The 15384-nt window shown below is 73.7% G+C and carries 18 protein-coding genes and 1 pseudogene; 11 read left to right on the plus strand and 8 right to left on the minus strand.

Annotation, left to right across the window (positions count from 1 at the left end; translation table 11 throughout):
* Positions 1 to 41 precede the first annotated feature (41 nt).
* Positions 42 to 739: pseudogene (locus tag FRADC12_RS24345) on the minus strand (thiolase family protein); the annotation flags it as partial.
* Between the two features lie 166 nt (positions 740 to 905).
* Here FRADC12_RS24345 and FRADC12_RS24350 point away from each other — a divergent pair.
* The 5 genes from FRADC12_RS24350 to FRADC12_RS24370 all read left to right on the plus strand — a co-directional run bounded on the left by FRADC12_RS24350 (position 906) and on the right by FRADC12_RS24370 (position 5795).
* Positions 906 to 1142: a regulator gene (locus FRADC12_RS24350; RefSeq protein WP_232304007.1), complete on the plus strand. Its 237-nt coding sequence runs from the start codon at positions 906 to 908 to the stop codon at positions 1140 to 1142.
* A 126-nt stretch (positions 1143 to 1268) separates the two neighbouring features.
* Entirely contained in the window at positions 1269 to 2360 is a 1092-nt protein-coding gene (locus FRADC12_RS24355; protein ID WP_052711134.1) for a P1 family peptidase, read from the plus strand.
* 572 nt (positions 2361 to 2932) lie between these two features.
* Entirely contained in the window at positions 2933 to 3193 is a 261-nt protein-coding gene (locus FRADC12_RS24360) for a hypothetical protein (protein ID WP_232304008.1), read from the plus strand.
* Between the two features lie 621 nt (positions 3194 to 3814).
* Positions 3815 to 4780, plus strand: a complete 966-nt coding sequence (locus FRADC12_RS24365; protein WP_045878377.1) for an isopenicillin N synthase family dioxygenase — start codon at positions 3815 to 3817, stop codon at positions 4778 to 4780.
* A 133-nt stretch (positions 4781 to 4913) separates the two neighbouring features.
* Positions 4914 to 5795: a polysaccharide deacetylase family protein gene (locus tag FRADC12_RS24370; protein ID WP_084011152.1), complete on the plus strand. Its 882-nt coding sequence runs from the start codon at positions 4914 to 4916 to the stop codon at positions 5793 to 5795.
* Between the two features lie 28 nt (positions 5796 to 5823).
* On the opposite strand, the gene FRADC12_RS35130 is transcribed toward FRADC12_RS24370, so the two are convergent.
* Together FRADC12_RS35130 and FRADC12_RS35135 are read right to left on the minus strand one after the other, a co-directional pair.
* Positions 5824 to 6192, minus strand: coding sequence for an enoyl-CoA hydratase-related protein (locus FRADC12_RS35130; protein ID WP_255355224.1), 369 nt, complete (start codon positions 6190 to 6192; stop codon positions 5824 to 5826).
* The gene (locus FRADC12_RS35135; protein ID WP_255355225.1) at positions 6174 to 6602 is read right to left on the minus strand and encodes an enoyl-CoA hydratase-related protein; all 429 of its coding nucleotides are present in this window, start codon (positions 6600 to 6602) and stop codon (positions 6174 to 6176) included. The genes FRADC12_RS35130 and FRADC12_RS35135 overlap by 19 nt, the downstream gene beginning before the upstream one ends.
* Positions 6603 to 6635: 33 nt before the next feature.
* Here FRADC12_RS35135 and FRADC12_RS24380 point away from each other — a divergent pair, with 33 nt between their 5' ends.
* The 4 genes from FRADC12_RS24380 (at position 6636) to FRADC12_RS24395 (ending at position 8549) form a co-directional block, all read left to right on the plus strand.
* Entirely contained in the window at positions 6636 to 7040 is a 405-nt protein-coding gene (locus tag FRADC12_RS24380; protein ID WP_052711135.1) for a cytochrome P450, read from the plus strand.
* 16 nt (positions 7041 to 7056) lie between these two features.
* A complete protein-coding gene (locus FRADC12_RS24385; RefSeq protein ID WP_045880161.1) occupies positions 7057 to 7245 on the plus strand; it encodes a ferredoxin in 189 nt (62 codons plus the stop codon).
* A 134-nt stretch (positions 7246 to 7379) separates the two neighbouring features.
* Positions 7380 to 7958: a DUF421 domain-containing protein gene (locus FRADC12_RS24390; protein ID WP_084011154.1), complete on the plus strand. Its 579-nt coding sequence runs from the start codon at positions 7380 to 7382 to the stop codon at positions 7956 to 7958.
* A 54-nt stretch (positions 7959 to 8012) separates the two neighbouring features.
* Positions 8013 to 8549 (plus strand): YbaK/EbsC family protein, encoded by a 537-nt coding sequence (locus FRADC12_RS24395; RefSeq protein ID WP_045878379.1) that lies wholly within the window; start codon positions 8013 to 8015, stop codon positions 8547 to 8549.
* 45 nt (positions 8550 to 8594) lie between these two features.
* On the opposite strand, the gene FRADC12_RS24400 is transcribed toward FRADC12_RS24395, so the two are convergent.
* The 3 genes from FRADC12_RS24400 to FRADC12_RS24410 all read right to left on the minus strand — a co-directional run bounded on the left by FRADC12_RS24400 (position 8595) and on the right by FRADC12_RS24410 (position 11082).
* Positions 8595 to 9599, minus strand: a complete 1005-nt coding sequence (locus FRADC12_RS24400) for an aldo/keto reductase (protein WP_045878380.1) — start codon at positions 9597 to 9599, stop codon at positions 8595 to 8597.
* 148 nt (positions 9600 to 9747) lie between these two features.
* Positions 9748 to 10284, minus strand: a complete 537-nt coding sequence (locus FRADC12_RS24405; RefSeq protein WP_052711136.1) for a flavoprotein — start codon at positions 10282 to 10284, stop codon at positions 9748 to 9750.
* Between the two features lie 39 nt (positions 10285 to 10323).
* Positions 10324 to 11082, minus strand: coding sequence for a class I SAM-dependent methyltransferase (locus FRADC12_RS24410; protein ID WP_045878382.1), 759 nt, complete (start codon positions 11080 to 11082; stop codon positions 10324 to 10326).
* Between the two features lie 229 nt (positions 11083 to 11311).
* Between FRADC12_RS24410 and FRADC12_RS24415 the strand changes: the two genes are divergently transcribed.
* Positions 11312 to 12118 (plus strand): NUDIX hydrolase, encoded by an 807-nt coding sequence (locus FRADC12_RS24415; RefSeq protein ID WP_232304009.1) that lies wholly within the window; start codon positions 11312 to 11314, stop codon positions 12116 to 12118.
* Between the two features lie 85 nt (positions 12119 to 12203).
* Here FRADC12_RS24415 and FRADC12_RS24420 read toward each other — a convergent pair whose 3' ends face one another.
* Together FRADC12_RS24420 and FRADC12_RS24425 are read right to left on the minus strand one after the other, a co-directional pair.
* Positions 12204 to 12473: a hypothetical protein gene (locus FRADC12_RS24420; RefSeq protein WP_045878383.1), complete on the minus strand. Its 270-nt coding sequence runs from the start codon at positions 12471 to 12473 to the stop codon at positions 12204 to 12206.
* 97 nt (positions 12474 to 12570) lie between these two features.
* Positions 12571 to 13143 carry a MarR family winged helix-turn-helix transcriptional regulator gene (locus FRADC12_RS24425; protein WP_084011155.1) on the minus strand — a complete coding sequence of 191 codons (573 nt, stop codon included), beginning with the start codon at positions 13141 to 13143 and terminating at the stop codon, positions 12571 to 12573.
* A gap of 246 nt (positions 13144 to 13389) precedes the next feature.
* Here FRADC12_RS24425 and FRADC12_RS24430 point away from each other — a divergent pair, with 246 nt between their 5' ends.
* Entirely contained in the window at positions 13390 to 14964 is a 1575-nt protein-coding gene (locus FRADC12_RS24430; protein WP_045878384.1) for a DHA2 family efflux MFS transporter permease subunit, read from the plus strand.
* Positions 14965 to 15384: the final 420 nt, after the last annotated feature.

Below are 15384 nucleotides of genomic sequence, written 5' to 3' on the forward strand. Positions count from 1 at the left end.
CCGACGAGGTCGCCGCGAGGTGCCGGCGCGAGGTGCCGCCGTCAGGCGTCGAGCAGTTCCACGAGCGTCGCGTTGGCCGTGCCGCCGCCCTCGCACATCGTCTGCAGGCCGTAGCGCAGGCCGTTGTCGCGCAGGTGGTTGATCAGGCGGGTCATCAGGATCGCCCCCGACGCGCCGAGCGGGTGGCCGAGCGCGATCGCGCCGCCGAGCGGGTTGGCCTGCTTCGGGTCTGCGCCGGTCTCGGCCAGCCAGGCCAGCGGCACCGACGCGAACGCCTCGTTGACCTCGAAGGCGCCGGCGTCGTCGATCGACAGGCCGGTCTTCGCCAGCAGCTTCTCCGGTGGCCGGGATCGGCCCGGAGAGCACCTCGATCGGGTTGGCGCCGAGGACCGTGCCGGCGACGTACCGGGCGATCGGGTCAGGCCCAGCTCCCGGGCCTTCTCGGAGGTCGTGATCAGCAGCGCGGCGGCGCCGTCGGAGATCTGCGACGAGCTGCCGGCGTGGTGCAGGCTGTCCGGGCCGGCGACCGGCTTGAGCGCGCCCAGGTGTCGGCGGTCGTGCCGCGGCGCAGGCCCTGGTCGACCGTGAACGGGCCGGCTTCGGTCGGCACGGCGACGACCTGCGCGCCGAAGGCTCCGGCGTCGACCGCGGCGGCGCCGCGCTCGTGGCCGAGCACCGAGAACTCGTCGAGCTCCCGGCGGCCGAAGCCCCAGCGGCGCGCGATCAGCCCGGCGCCGAGGGCCGTCTGAGCCTCGGTGCGAGGCGGCTTCGGGCGGAGCCGATCGGGCGGGGTGTAGCCGGGTCGGAACTGGGCGTTCCGGTAGTCTCCGGCTAGCTGCGATGGCAAGGTGTCAGACGTCACCTGGTTGCGGGGGGCGAGATGTCCGGGTCTACGTCATCCGGAGGTGTCATCCAAGGCCGAGGCAGGCCCGGGCGAACGTGAGGCGGAGGAGCCGGTGCGCCGGACCAGGGGCGATAGTGCGGGAGACGCGGAGCCGCTGCCACGGCGGGTGGCGAAGCCGGTCCCGCCGGCCCGTCATCCGGTGACCTACCTGGACGACCCGGACCTGCTGACCTGGGTCGCCGACCGGCTGCGCGCGCTCGACGAGCGCCGGCTCGCCGGCCTCGGCCGCCTCAACTAACGCCGGCCGGCCAGTCGTCGCCGGCGGGAGCGGGTCGCGCGTCGGCGCCTCGCGCGGCAGCATGCGGGCAGTGAAGCATGTGGGCCAGCAGCGAGCGTCGGTGCGAGTCGGTTCCCGGAGCGGGCGGTGACGGGCGGCGGTCCGGCGATCGTCGGCGCGGCCAGTCTGGTCGGGTCGCTGACAGCCGTCCGTGGCATCTCCGTCGGGCATGCGCGCCGGGTTACCGAGGGCTGGCGGACCGGGGTCACCGTGATACTGGCGCCGCGAGGGGGTGCCGTCGGCGGTGTGGACGTCGCCGGTGGAGCGCCAGGCACCCGGGAGACGGACCTGCTCGACCCGCGCAACATGGTCGAACGGGTCCACGCGATCGTGCTGGCCGGTGGAAGCGCTTTCGGCCTGGCCGCCGCCGACGGGGTGATGCGCCGCCTCGCCGCGGCGGGCGTCGGTTTCCCGGTCGGGGCCGCCGGGGTCGTCCCCATCGTGCCGGCCGCGGTGATCTTCGACCTTGGCCGCGGTGGCGCGTTGCCGCCCGCCAGCGCGACACCCGGGCCCGACCTCGGTGCGCTCGCCTACGACAACGCCTCCACCGGGCCGGTGGCGCGTGGCTCCGTCGGTGCCGGTACCGGCGCCAGCAGCTGCGGCCTCGCCGGCGGCGTCGGCGGCGCGGCGACGGTGCTTGGCGACGGGACGACCGTCGCGGCACTGGCCGTGGTCAACTCGGCCGGTTCCGCGGTCGATCCGCGCACCGGCCGGCTCTACGGTGATCTTGAATCCGTGTTCCCCGACCCCGACCCGGATCTGCTCGCCGCCTGGCTGGCCTCGGAGCGACGCCCCAGCCTGTTCCCGACCGGTCTCGGCGCCGGCCACGGCACGGTCGCTCTCACGTCGGCCACGTCGGCGATGAACACGACGATCGGAGTCGTCGCGACCGACGCGGTGCTGACGAAGGCACAGTGCGCCCGGCTCGCCGCCAGCGGCCAGGACGGCATGGCGCGCGCGATCCGCCCCGTACACACCATGGCCGACGGCGACACCGTCTTCGCCCTGGCGACCGGGGCCCGGCCGGCCGGCAACCTGAACGCTCTGCTTACCGCGGCGGCGGACGTCTTCGCGCACGCCGTCGCCGACGCGGTCTTCCAGGCGACCGGCTTCGCCGGCCTGCCCGGCTACCGCGAACTGGTGCTCGGGCCCGGCCGGCTGGCCGGCAACCCCGGCTAGCTGGCAGCCGCGGCTGGCGGAGGTCCCGGGTAGTCAGTCACGAGCAGCCCGGGCGGCGCGTGCGCTACCGCCGCGCCGAGGCGGCGAAATTCCCGGACACCATCGCGTTCGTGCAGGTCAGCGCGGGTGAAACCGGGGGCGAAGGGGGTCCGCGTGAACTCGGGCCCCACGGGGCGCGCCGCGTGGACGAGGCGCGGCGGACCGGGTTACCGTGCCGGCATGGCCGGGGCCGCCCGGGTCGACGAGGTCAGGCTCGTCGGGGCGCGGGCCTCGCTGGTCAGGGCCGACGGACGTGGGCGCCGCGCGAGTCGGTTCGGTACGCGGTGTACCGGTGAGATCCAGGATGAGCCGGAATGGCGGTATTCGCCTGGTTACTACCTGTTGCGCGATGAACCTCACCGTGACTGACGCCGCGTTGTCAAGCATTGTTGAGGAGAGCCGAATTCTGGACGGGTGACCTGATGAATGCTGTGAGCGGTACCACCTCTTCTGGCCGCCGGAAGCCTCGGTTAGTAGCCGAGGCTACGACTGGGTCAAACCAGTCGCGCCGGCTTCACCAACAGCCTGTCGCCGTGACGACCGGCCGGCCCAGCTGGGTCGCGGTCCGGCTGCACGCCGCGCTCACCGAGGCTGATCGCCCGCTTCGGGCTCGTTCGCTCGCCTATGACCTCGGCCTCTCCGCCGCCGAGGTGACCGCGGAGCTCCGGCACCTGCAGGACCTCGGTGCCGCCACGTCGCGCGACCGCCGATGGACCGTCGCCACCGCGGACCTCAACGCGGCCGTCGACCGGGCCGCCGCCACGGCGACCTCCGCGCCGCGCCGAACGGCCTGATCTCGCGGAACTGCCCGCCAGCGGGTTCGTCCGGACCGGGACGGCCTCAGCGTGTCGTTTCCGACCGGTGTCCGCGCTGTTTACGCCCGCTGGTGGAACGGCAGACAGCCGGAAATTGTCCGGCAGCCGACAGCCGCGTGGTTTGTGGTGTTCAACCCGCCCGGGTCACCGTCATTAAGGCCATTCGGCCCGGGCGGTGACGGCCGGCTGGGCCGTGGCCGTTGGAGCCTGCTTCCCGCCTGTTCCGGCTGGTAACGCCTGGCCGAACGGCGCGCCTGCCGCGCTCCGGCCCGCCAGCCGGGCGCTCCGCGGGAGGCCCCTCGGGGCGATGCCCGCGACCATGTCTCCGGCGCCCAGGCGCCGCTCCAGGACAGGCCTGCCGGTCCGTGACACACGCGGCGCACACATTCCACGGTCCCGTAACCCGGCTGGCCGGCCCGTGAAACCTCGGTACGCCGTAATGGCGGAGAGACGGGAACCACCGCGCGGCACCGCTGCCCGCCGGTGACGCCCGGTCCCGAGCGCCCGGCCGCGCCGCCACGGCCCGCCCGAGCTCGGGGCCGTCCGGGCGCACCGACCATGACCGGCCCCGGATCGCGGGCCGCGGAGGCGAGGGACCGAATGACGACGACACCCGATTTTCCGCTGCTCGACATCGGCCGGTGGCGGGATGGCACCGGTGACCAGCGTTACCGGTTCGCCTGCGAGCTGGACGTGGGGCTGCGCCAGTCGGGGTTCCTGCTGGTCGGTGGGCACGGGATCAGCCCCCAGCTGCGGGCGGACATCCGGGCGAGCGCCGGGCGCTTCTTCCGGCTGCCGCGTGCGGCCAAGGCCCGCTACACGACACAGGTCGGCGGCCGGGGCTGGATTCCGGTCGGCGGCGAGGCCAACGCGTACTACGGCGAGGTCGCCGACACCTCCCGGGCGGACCTCAAGGAGTCGCTGACCTTCGGCCGGACCTTCGCGACCGGCGACCCCGAGCTGGACGACCACTGGTTCGCGCCGAACGTCTGGCCGGGCGAATGCCCGGAGCTCAAGGCGATGTGCGAGCGGTTCACGGCCGAGGTCCGCGCCCTGTACGACGACCTGCTGCGGGTCTGCGCCGTCGCCTTCGGCCTGCCCGAACCCTGGTTCGCCGACCGGGTCCAGGCCGGCCCGCACAGCCTCAACATCAACCGGTACCTCCCGCGCGCCGAGACCGGGGCACCGCGCGACCACCAGTACCGGGTGGCCCCGCACACTGACTGGGGGGTCCTCACAGTGCTCGACCGGCAGCCGGGCTACGGCGGCCTGCAGGTCCAGACCCGCGACGGCCACTGGATGGACGCCCCCTACGAGCCGGATGCCCTCACGGTCAACGTCGGCGACCTGCTGGCCCGCTGGACCGGTGACCGGTGGCGCTCGACCCGCCATCGCGTCCTGCCGCCACCGGCGGAGGCTCCCGACGAGGAGCTGATCTCTCTCATCGTCTTCCTGGAGTCCGACCTGGACGCGGTGGTCGAGCCGCTCGTCGCCGGCACCGCCTACCCGCCGGTCATGGCCCGCAACTACCTGCTGGAACGGGCCAGCGCGGCGACCGTCTCCTGACGGCCGCGAACCCGGGCCTCCGGGCCTCCGGGCCTCCGGGCCTCCGGGCCTCCCGGGCCTGCCGCGAGGCGCTGTCCAGCTTCCGGCCGGGCCGGACGCTCGGGCGGACGGTCGGCTGCCGTAGGCTGCGGCCGTGGCTGGTGACCCGACGGCTGGTGACCCGACGGCTGGTGACCCGGCGATCGACGGCCAGGACACCGCGCCGGATGTCCGGCGGGCCCAGGTCTCGCGCCGCCGGCTGCTGGCCGGGGCCAGCGCGGCGATCGCCACCGCCGGGCTCGCGGCGGCCTGTTCGAGCGACAGCCCAGCCGCCGCACCGGCTCCCGCCACCGCGGCGCCGGCGCCCACGAGCGCGCGCCCGACGCCGACGGCCGAGCCGGCGCTTACCTTCGCCCCGGTCACCGCGCAGGCGGTGACGAACGGCCCGCGTGACCGCAACCAGTTGGCGCTGACCTTCCACATCGGGCCGCATGAGGCCGGGCAGGACGTGTCACTCGCGCACCAGCTGCTCGACACCGCCACGCAGCTCGGCGTACCGATCACGGTCTTCGCCGTCGGCCAGTGGCTCGACGCGCACGCCGACCTCGTCCCGGCGATCCTCGGGCCCGGCAACGAGCTGGACAACCACACCTTCACCCACCCGACGCTGGCCCGGCTGCCCGCGGCCCAGGTGGCGCAGGAGATCGTCGGCTGCCGGGACGTGCTGTCCCGGCTGGCCCCGGCCCAGGGCCGCTACTTCCGCCCGTCGGGCACCAGCACCGCGACCCCGCTGATCGTCGAGCAGGCCGGAGCCGCCGGCTACCCGACGGTCGTCGACTTCGACGTCGACCCGCTGGACTACACCTCGCCCGGCGCGGACGCGGTCGTCTCCCGGGTCCGGTCGGGCGCCCGGCCCGGTTCGATCGTCAGCATGCACTTCGGCTACCCGGGCACGGTGGCCGCGTTCCCCCGGGTCGTGGCCAACCTGCGCGCCGCCGGCCTGACGCCGGTGACGGTCCACACCCTGCTCGCCTAGCCCGGCCCCGAACGGCCGGCTGTGGCGGTCAGGAACCGGTCTGGGCGCGGCCGCGGGACGTGACGGCGCGGCGGCGCGACGCGAGCTCGCCCGGGTCCCGCCGCCAGGTCTCCGCGAGGATTCCCTCCAGCAGATGCGCCTCGTCGAGCGTCGCCGTGTTCGCCAGCGCCCGGTAGTGGGCGAGCAGCCGGCGCACGCAGCGCTGGTCGTCGCTGACGATGTCGGTGGCGAGCCGGTGCGCGAACGGCAACAGCTCCGCGTGCGGCACGACATGGTTGGCCAGGCCGAGGCCGAACGCCTCGTCGGCGGTCAGGAAGTTGCCGGTCAGCGACAGCTCGAGCGCCCGGCGCAGGCCGACGGCCTGGGCCAGCAGCACCGTCATCCCGCCGCCCGGCATGATGCGACCCGCGCGTGCGTGTCGGCGAACCGGGCCCGCTCGGAGGCCACCAGGAAGGTGCACTGCAACGCGGTCTCGAGGCCGCCGGTGACCGCCACCCCGTTCACCGCGCCGATGACCGGCTTGGCGATGACGGGCAGGAAGCGGAACAGGCCGTTGCTGTCCCGCTCGGGGCCGGCGCCGGCCGGTCGGACGGCGGCGGACCGCGGGGCCTCGCCGGAGGCCTCCTTGAGGTCGGCGCCGGCCGAGAAGGCGGGGTCGGCACCGGTCAGGACCACGGCGTCGATGTCGGGATCCGCGTCGGCCGCGAGGATCGCGTCCCATAACGCCCGCAGGAGGGCTCTGTTCAGCGCGTTGCGGGCCTCGGGCCGGTTGAGCGTCACGGTCGCGACGCGGTCCGCTTCCTGCATCTGGCGACACATCCGGACGACCGGCGCCGGATCGTGGCGGATCCGGCGGTCGTGCCGCACGCCGTCGAGGAGCTGTTGCGGGCGTACCCGATCGTCAACATCATGCGGGACGCGGCCGAGGACACCGAGATCAACGGCTGTCCGGTCTTCCGGGGGGACACGCTGATGATCTCGCTGCCCGCCGCGGGCCGCGACGGTTCGACCTACCCGCGGGCCGCCGAGGTCGACCTCGACCAGGACCGGACCACTCACCTGACCTTCGGCGCCGGGCCGCACCGCTGTCTCGGCTCCCACCTGGCCCGTCCCGAGCTCCGCGTCGCCTACGAGGAATGGCACCGGCTCATCCCGGAGTACGAGCTTGACCCGGAGTTCAGCCCGGTCGAGGCGTCCGGCCAGATGTTCACGCTGAACACGCTGCGGCTGCGCTGGTCGCGGTGACCCGGTGGGGGAGCGGATGAGAGCGATCGTCGACGGCGCGAGGTGCACCGGCCATGCGCGCTGCAAAGCCAGCGCCCCCGAGGTGTTCGCGCTCGACAACCTGGGCTGCGCCCTGCCCGGCGAGCACGCGGTCGCCGCGGGCGCCGAGGCGGCGGCCCGCAGAGGGGCGTCGGCCTGCCCGGAAGGGGCCATCACGCTCGAGTGAGCGCGCCAGCCCCGCCCTGGCTCGGCTGAGCTGGGATTTCGTGGCGCCGGCCGGTCACCGCGGTTTGCCGCGGCCGTGGTGTTATGCCCTCTGCGCGGATGCGACACCGCGGCCGCGAGGCATGGAGGTGGCCTGTGCTCTCGGATCTGTTCACGATGGGCATTCCCGTCATGGAAAAGGTGATCAGGACGGTCGCCGTGTACGTGGCGATGACGGTGCTCATCCGGGCGTTCGGAAAACGCGAGATGGCGCAGCTGAACACCCATGACCTGGTCGTCATGCTGCTGGTCTCGAACGTCGTCCAGAACGCCATCATCGGCAACGACAACAGCCTGACGGGCGGGGTCATCGGCGCGTTGACGCTGTTCGTCGTCAACGGGCTGGCGGTCCGGCTGCTGCGGGACAACGCCCGCGCCGAGCGGCTGTTCGAGGGGACCCCGACGGTCCTGATCGCCGACGGCCGGTTCGACGACCGGGCGCTGCGCCGCGAGGGGCTGCGCCGCGGGGACGTGGAGCGGGCGTTGCGGGTCCAGGGCGCCGACGACGTCACGGAGGTCGAGTCCGCGACGATCGCCCCGGGCGGCGCGATCGTCGTCGAGCTGCGCGCCGCCGACCAGAGCGCCTCCCGCGGTGACCTCGCCGACCTGCGCGGCCATGTCGACGCCCGTCTCGACGAGATCAGCCGGGCGCTCGCCCGCCTCACCCCGTCGTAGCGCCACGGGTACCCCGCGTTGGTCGAGCGGCCCCGCCGCGGGCGAAGATGGGGCATGCCCACGGATCTCGCCTTCGAGCCCGCGCTGTCCAGGCCCGACCTGCTGGCCGGCCCGGTCGCCGCGGCGCTCGCGTCGCTGGGTCTGGCCGAGTCGGTCGAGGCCGCGCCGATCGACCCGGACCTCTCCGACACGGCGGCCTTCTGCGCCGCCTACGGAATCAGCACGGCCGAGTCCGCGAACTGCGTCGTCGTCGCCGGAAAGCGGGGCCAGACGGTCACCTACGCGGCCTGTGTGGTGCTCGCGACGACCCGTGCGGACGTCAACGGGCTGGTCCGGCGCCGGCTTGACGCCCGCAAGGTCTCGTTCGCCGCCCGGGAGGACGCCGTCGGCGCGGCCGCGATGGAGTTCGGCGGCATCACGCCGATCGGCCTGCCGGGAGACTGGCCGGTCCTCGTCGACGCCGCCGTGGCCGCGACGCCCTGGGTGATCATCGGCAGCGGCCTGCGCCGCTCGAAGCTCGCCCTCGCCGGCAAGACCCTCGCGGCCCTGCCGGCCGCCGAGGTCCTCGACGGCCTCGGGATTCCCGCCTAGCGCTCACCTGAGCACCCGAGATACCCGCTGCGGCCCTCAGCCGCATCAGATGTTCACGTTCGACATGTTGGCGTACCGCAGGCCCTGGACGGTGGCGCCCGCCTCCGCGAGCAGGGCGATCTCGGCCGCGGTGAGCGTGACGGCCGCGGCGGCGACGTTCTCCTCCAGGTACTCGCGGCGCTTGGTGCCCGGAATCGGGACGATGTCCGGTCCCTGGGCCAGCACCCAGGCGAGTGCGACCTGCGCGGGCGTGGCCTCGTGTGCCGCGGCGACCCGCTCGACCTGCTCGACGACGGCGAGGTTGGCCTCCAGGTTCTCGCCCTGCAACCGGGGCAGGTGCACCCGGAAGTCGTCCGCCGCGAAGTCCGCGGCGGTGCGGAACGTGCCGGTCAGGAAGCCCCGGCCCAGCGGGCTGTAGGCGACGAAGCCGATGCCCAGCTCGCGGGTCGTCGGGAGGATCTCGCTCTCGGCCGGGTCGCGGGTCCAGATCGAGTACTCGGTCTGCAGCGCCGTGATCGGGTGAACGGCGTGCGCGCGGCGGATCGTCGCGGGCGCCGCCTCGGAAAGCCCGAGATAGCGCACCTTGCCGGCCGCGACGAGCTCGGCCATCGCGCCCACGGTCTCCTCGATGGGCACGTTCGGGTCGACGCGGTGCTGGTAGTAGAGGTCGATGTGGTCGATCCCCAGCCGGCCCAGCGACTCGTCGCAGGCGGCCTTCACATAGGCGGGCTGGCCGTTGACCGGCCGCGCCATCGGGTCGGCGGGGTCGTGCACGATGCCGAACTTCGTCGCGACCACGACCTCGTCGCGCCGGCCCGCGATCGCGGCGCCGACCAGCCGCTCGTTCGTGTGCGGCCCGTACCGGTCGGAGGTGTCCAGGAAGTTCACCCCGAGATCCAGCGCCCGGTGGATGGTGGCGAGCGACTCCTCGTCGTCCCGCCCGCCGTAGAAGTCCGACATTCCCATGCAGCCCAGCCCCTGGGCGGACACCACCAGCCCCTGGCCGCCGAGCGGAACCTGGGCGGGCGTCGACTGCGTGTTCGGTGACATGTGGGGTCCTCTCCTCGTCGACAACGAGCTTCTTCGCGTAGATCTCGATCTTCGCGTCGACCCGGCGGCCAGCTGAAGCCGCGGCGGCCGGGCCGGTGGCCCTGCCATCGACGATGCCCCGACGCCAGAGCTTCGAGCGCGGTCCAGGTCAGACCAGGCCAGGCCGCGCCGCGGCGGCCAGCGGCGGCAGTTGCTCGGCCAGCCGCTCCCAGGGGAACGGCAGGCCGGTCGCGGCGGGGTCGAAGACGACCCGGATACCCCAGGACCGCAACGTCGTCAGGGCGGCGACAAACGCCGGGTGACGGGCCAGCGGCCCATTGACGGCCGGCACCAACAGGATCGGCTTCCCGGCACCGAGCCCCTCGTTGAGCAGTCCGAGCGCGAGGGTGTCGGAGATACCGGCGGCCAGCTTGTTCACCGTGTTGAACGTCGCCGGTACCACGGCGAAGGCGTCCGCGGGCGGCAGCACGTCGGGCTCCTCCGGCCGCTTGTACTCGGAGCGGACGGGATGGCCGGTCAGCCGCGCGAGCAGGCCGGCGTCGACGAACTTGGTGCCGTCCGGGGTCGCGAGCACACAGACGTCCCAGCCGGCGGCGATCGCCTGCTCGACGAACGGCACGAGCCCGACCGCGGGCTGCCCACCACACACGACGACGTAGAGGACCCCGAGCTCGGGTCTGGTCACGCGGGCAGCTCCGATCAGGTCGTGGGCCGGTGGCCGCTGTCAGGCGTGGGCCTTCCCGTAGAAGGCCTCGGTGATGTACGGGACGTGGACGTGGCCGTCCTTCTCGTGCCGCGCGGCCAGCGCGCGGACCCGGTGCAGGAACAACGAGCCGACCGCCGCGATCGCGCGCTGCGCCTGAGCTGACGAGGAGCTCATCGTGACGAACTCGTCGATGGTGAGCGGCTGCAACCAGGCCTGCTCGCCGTGCGTCACCTCGTCGAACGTGCTGGCGAGTTCGCCTTCGACGTCGATCGGCCGGAAGCCGTGGCTGTGGAACGGCGACAGCTCCGCTACGAGGTCCTCGTAGTCACCGGCCAGGCCGCCCGCGCGCAGGTCGCGGTTGTTCTGGATGACCAGGCAGATCCCACCGGGGCGCAGCGCGCCCGCCGCCGCGGCGCGGAACGCCGGGCGGTCCATCCACTGGTAGCTCTGCGCGGCGGTGACGAGGTCGACGCCGCTGAACGTCGCCAGATGCTGCTCGGCGTTGCCCTTGGTCCAGCTGACCTCGGGGAACTTCACCCGGCCGAGCTCGACCATCTCGCCCGAGACGTCGACGGCGTGGACGTCGGCCCCGGCCGGGAGCAGCGGCAGCAGCGCCTCGAGCGCGATCCCGGTCCCGGCGCCCGCGTCGACGACGGTGGGCCGGGCGTCCGCCGGCAGGAGGCTGACGGCGTGGCTGAAAAGCTCGACCGGGTAACGAGGCCGGGTTCGCTCGTAGCTGTCAGCTAGCCCGTCGAGTCTGGCGGAAGGGGTGGCCATGCCGACGATGATCCTCGGGCGGCGGCCCAGCCCTGGACGCGGGGCAGCTGACGGTGTCGGTGATCACATCCTGGTGGCCGGAGGCCGGGCGGGCGGCCCGGCGGGGGAGCCCCAGGCCTGTTCACCCGCCTGCGGCGGCACCAGGCAGCCGGCTGAGCGCGGTCCGGGCGCGCTCGGCGACCACGGCGACGCGGTCCGTCCGGGTACGGAATGTGGGAGCGTGGTAGTCGTGACCGACCGGCTTCCACTGTTTACCGGAATCGAACTGCTGGCCCCGGCCCGGCTGCGCCTGGAGCCCGCGGACCCGCCCCCGTTGTCGGCCGCCGACCAGGCCGCCGTCGACGACGCGTGGGACGAAGCCGTGCGGGCCAAGCCGTCCCTGTTCGACGGCCCGGTGGCGGCGTCCGGCGGGCTGCGCTGGGCGCCGGACGAGGCGGGCACCCTGGTGCTCACCTGGCTGCGGGCGACCTACCGCCGCTACGTGCCGCCCCGGACGCCCGGCTCCGCCCGCTGGCTGCCACATCTGTTCGTCAGCGTCCTGCAACCGACGGACGACGGGTCGCTGCTGGTCGGGCGGATGGCGTCCTGGACGTCCTCGCCGGGCCGCTGGCAGCTGCCGAGCGGCACCGGCGAGCCGCCCGCGGCCGTCGGCGACTCCCTGGAGGTCGCCGACCTGCGGGCGCTGGCCGCCCGCGAGCTGCGTGAGGAGACCGGTACCGAGACCCCCGCGGCCGGCCTGCGGCTGTGGCGGCTCAGCCGCGGCCGGCAGGGCGACGTCGGTGCCCTGTTCGTGGCGCCGCCCCGGCCGGCGGCCGTGCTGCGGGACAGCTACGCGGCCCTGGTGGACGCCGAGCGTGCGGCGGGCCAGGAGCCCGAGCTGGACCGCATCGCCTTCGTCGGCGTGGACGCCGACCTTGCCTCATTCGACGACCCTCGGGGGGACGTCGACCCGATCCTGGGCGCCTTCCGGCGGGACGCGCGGGACCTGGCGACGATCCTCGGCCCGGTCGGCTCCGCGCTGCCGAACGGCAGGTAGGCGGAGCCGGGCGCCGCTGCCCTGATGGCCCCCGGTCCGCCCCGGCGTCCGAGCGCCGTACCGGCCGGCGCCGCGCCGCGGGCGATCAGGTGGGCCGGTCGCTCGCCGCTATCCCGACCAGCCCGCCGAGGACGGTCCCGATCACGACCGGGAAGCCGTCTGGCACCTCTTTGTTCATCAGCACCATGGCGATCCAGCCTCCGATGGAGGCGAGCATGGCCACCCCGAGCAGGCACAGCACGACGAAGCGCGGCTCGCGGTACCTGCGGGCTGCGGCCGCCGTCGCCGGCGGGCCCGGCGCGACCGCCGGGCTTCCAGCGAGGTCGAGTGGTTTCGCGGCCTCCGTGGGCGACATCCGTCCTCCGTCTCGACGCACGGGGTCACGCCGTCCCGTGCGTGCCGGAATGGCGCGACCCGGCCCCACCAGCCGAAATCGCCAGCAGCCTAGCCGATCAGTCGGAACCGGGCGGCTCGGTGGGTATCCGCGGGCGCATCGCCTCGGGGATCGCGGGCTCGGCCTCGAGGACCCGCATCAGCAGGCCCAGCAGCTGGCGCTGCTCGTCCGGCGACAGCACCCGCATCGACGGCGGCGGCACCGCGAGGAGCTCCTGAGCCTCCGCGAGCACCTGGCGGCCCTCGCCGGTCACCACCACGGTCTTAGCCCGCCGGTCGGTCGGGTGCGGCTCGCGGCGGGCGACACCGCGGCGTTCCAGCAGGTCGACGACGCTGGTCAGGTAGGACGGGTCGTGCCGGAACGTCTCGACCAGCTCGCGCATCGGGCGGGGGCCGTCGGACAGCACGAGCAGGACCTTCAGGGCGGCCGGCGTAAGGTCCATAGCCTGGCAGACGGTGTGCATCCGGGCGGGCGCCGCGCCCCCGAACGTCAGGGCCAGCATGGCCCGCCAGGCCTCCCTGGCGAAGGCATCCCGATCCGCGACGGCCGGGCCCGCCCCCGCGCGCGTGGCCGCCGCCGGCGCGGTCACGTCGGCCCCCTCGCTGGGGGTCTGCCCGGCGGCTTCGATCATGTCTCGATCGTAGCGGGTGCGCGCCGGAGAAAGTGTCGTTGTGACGACGATATATTTGACACATCTCAACGAAGGTCGGATGCTGGGCGACGAGCAGACGTCATCCCCTCAGGCCGCCAGGCCGCCGGAGCGGATGAGGCCGCGGCGCACGGCGGGCCGGCCAGCAGGCCGAGCCGCCGGGAGCGCCCGTGACCGACCTCCGCCCGTGCCGCCGTCACCGGCGGCCACATTCCAGGGAGCAACTTCGTGTCCGACCAACCTGACGCGGCCTCGCCGCCGGCGACAGCCACAGCGCCTGGGCCCGTCCTAGACGACGGCAAGCTCGACCCGGCGCTGCTGCGCCTCTGCGGCACCGTGATGCTCGGCGCGATCATGGTCATTCTTGACACCACGATCGTGTCCGTCGCGATCCGGGACCTCGGCAAGGAGTTCAACACCTCCCTGTCGACGATCTCCTGGGTCACCACCGGCTACCTGCTGGCCCTCGCCGTCGTCATCCCGCTGACCGGCTGGGCCGTCGAGCGCTTCGGCGCCACGCGTATGTGGAACATCTCGCTGACGATGTTCATCGTCGGCAGCGCCCTGTGCGGCCTCGCCTGGTCCGCCCCGGTGCTGGTCGCCTTCCGGGTGCTGCAGGGCCTCGGCGGCGGCATGATCATGCCGATCTGCATGACGCTGCTGGCCCGGTCCGCCGGTCCGACCCGGATCAACCGGGTGATGAGCATCATCGGCGTGCCGACCCTGATCGCCCCGGTCCTCGGCCCGGTGATCGGCGGCCTCGTCGTCGACAACCTCAGCTGGCGCTGGATCTTCTACGTCAACCTGCCGATCGGCGCGCTCGCGCTGTTCCTGTCGTGGCGGGTGCTGCCGCGCGACGACCGCGGCTCGTCGAGCAACCGGCTTGACCTGGCCGGCCTCGCGCTCATCTCGCCCGGCCTCGCCGGCGTGGTCTACGGCCTGTCCGAGGCCGGCAACGGCGGCGGCTTCGGCAGCCTGAAGGTCGAGCTCAGCATCATCGTCGGCCTGGTGCTGCTGGTGGCCTTCGTCCTGCACGCGCTGCGCGGGCAGAACCAGAACCCGTTGCTGGACATGAAGCTCTTCAGGAACAAGGACTTCAGTCTGGCCAGCGTCGCCACGTTCGTGATCGGCGCGATGCTGTTCGGCGCGCTGTTCCTGCTTCCGCTCTACTACCAGGTGGACCGCGGGCTGAGCGCGTCGCGCGCCGGTCTGCTGCTGGCGCCGCAGGGCCTCGGCGCTATGATCGCCATGTCCATCTCGGGCCGGATCGCCGACAGGCGGGGGCCGGGCGCCGTCGTGCCGGTCGGCATGGCACTCGCGCTGATCGGCACCATCCCGTTCACGATGGTCGGCGGCCACACGAACGAGGGCTGGCTCGCGGCGGTGCTGTTCGTGCGCGGCCTCGGCTTCGGCGCGGCGATGATGCCGGCGATGGCCGCAGCCTACGCCACGCTCGCGCCGAGCGCGGTGCCGCGGGCGACCACGACGCTGAACATCCTGCAGCGCGTCGGCGGCTCCGTCGCCACCGCGCTGGTCGCCGTCGAGCTCCAGCACAACATCGCCAGGCGGCTGCCCGGTGTCGGCGGTGGCGAGGGCACGCTCGCGGTGACCGGGGTCAAGCTCTCGGGCCCCGTCACGGACAAGGTCGCCGCGGCCTTCGGCGCCACCTTCTGGTGGGTCATCGCCCTGTCCGCGCTCGGTTTCGTCGCGAGCCTCTTCCTGCCCCGCATCTCCACACCGGCGGCCGTCACCGCGCCGGCGGCCCCGCCCGCGCCCGCTCGGGAGCCCGTCGCGGTCGACTGACGCGGCCGCACCTGCCAGCGATCCTCGGCCCGGACGTTCGTCCGGGCCGAGGATCGCTGTGTTTCCCAGGAGGGAGGAGAGGCGGCCAGCTGGTCGGGACTGGGTCGTCCTCGATCAGGGCCGGCAGCAGCCCGGGCGCCGACCTTGCCTGGCGGTGCGGCGCGGCCGGGCTGTACCGCGAGGTCGCCGACGAGCTGGTCAAGGCCGGCGAGCCGCTCGTCCCGCCCACGCCGAGCGCTACCAGCCTCACCTTCACCGAGCGGCAGATCATGGACCGTCGTGTCGCCGGCGCCAGCGAGCAGGAGATCGCCGAGGCGCTGTTCCTCGCCCCCGAGGGCTGTCTTGAGGTCGACGTCGACCTCAACATTGCGATACATTGCCCCGCGTCAGGCCCTGTCCGTTCCACGATCTCGGGGCTGG

Source organism: Pseudofrankia sp. DC12 (genome assembly GCF_000966285.1).
Taxonomy (GTDB): Bacteria; Actinomycetota; Actinomycetes; order Frankiales; family Frankiaceae; genus Pseudofrankia.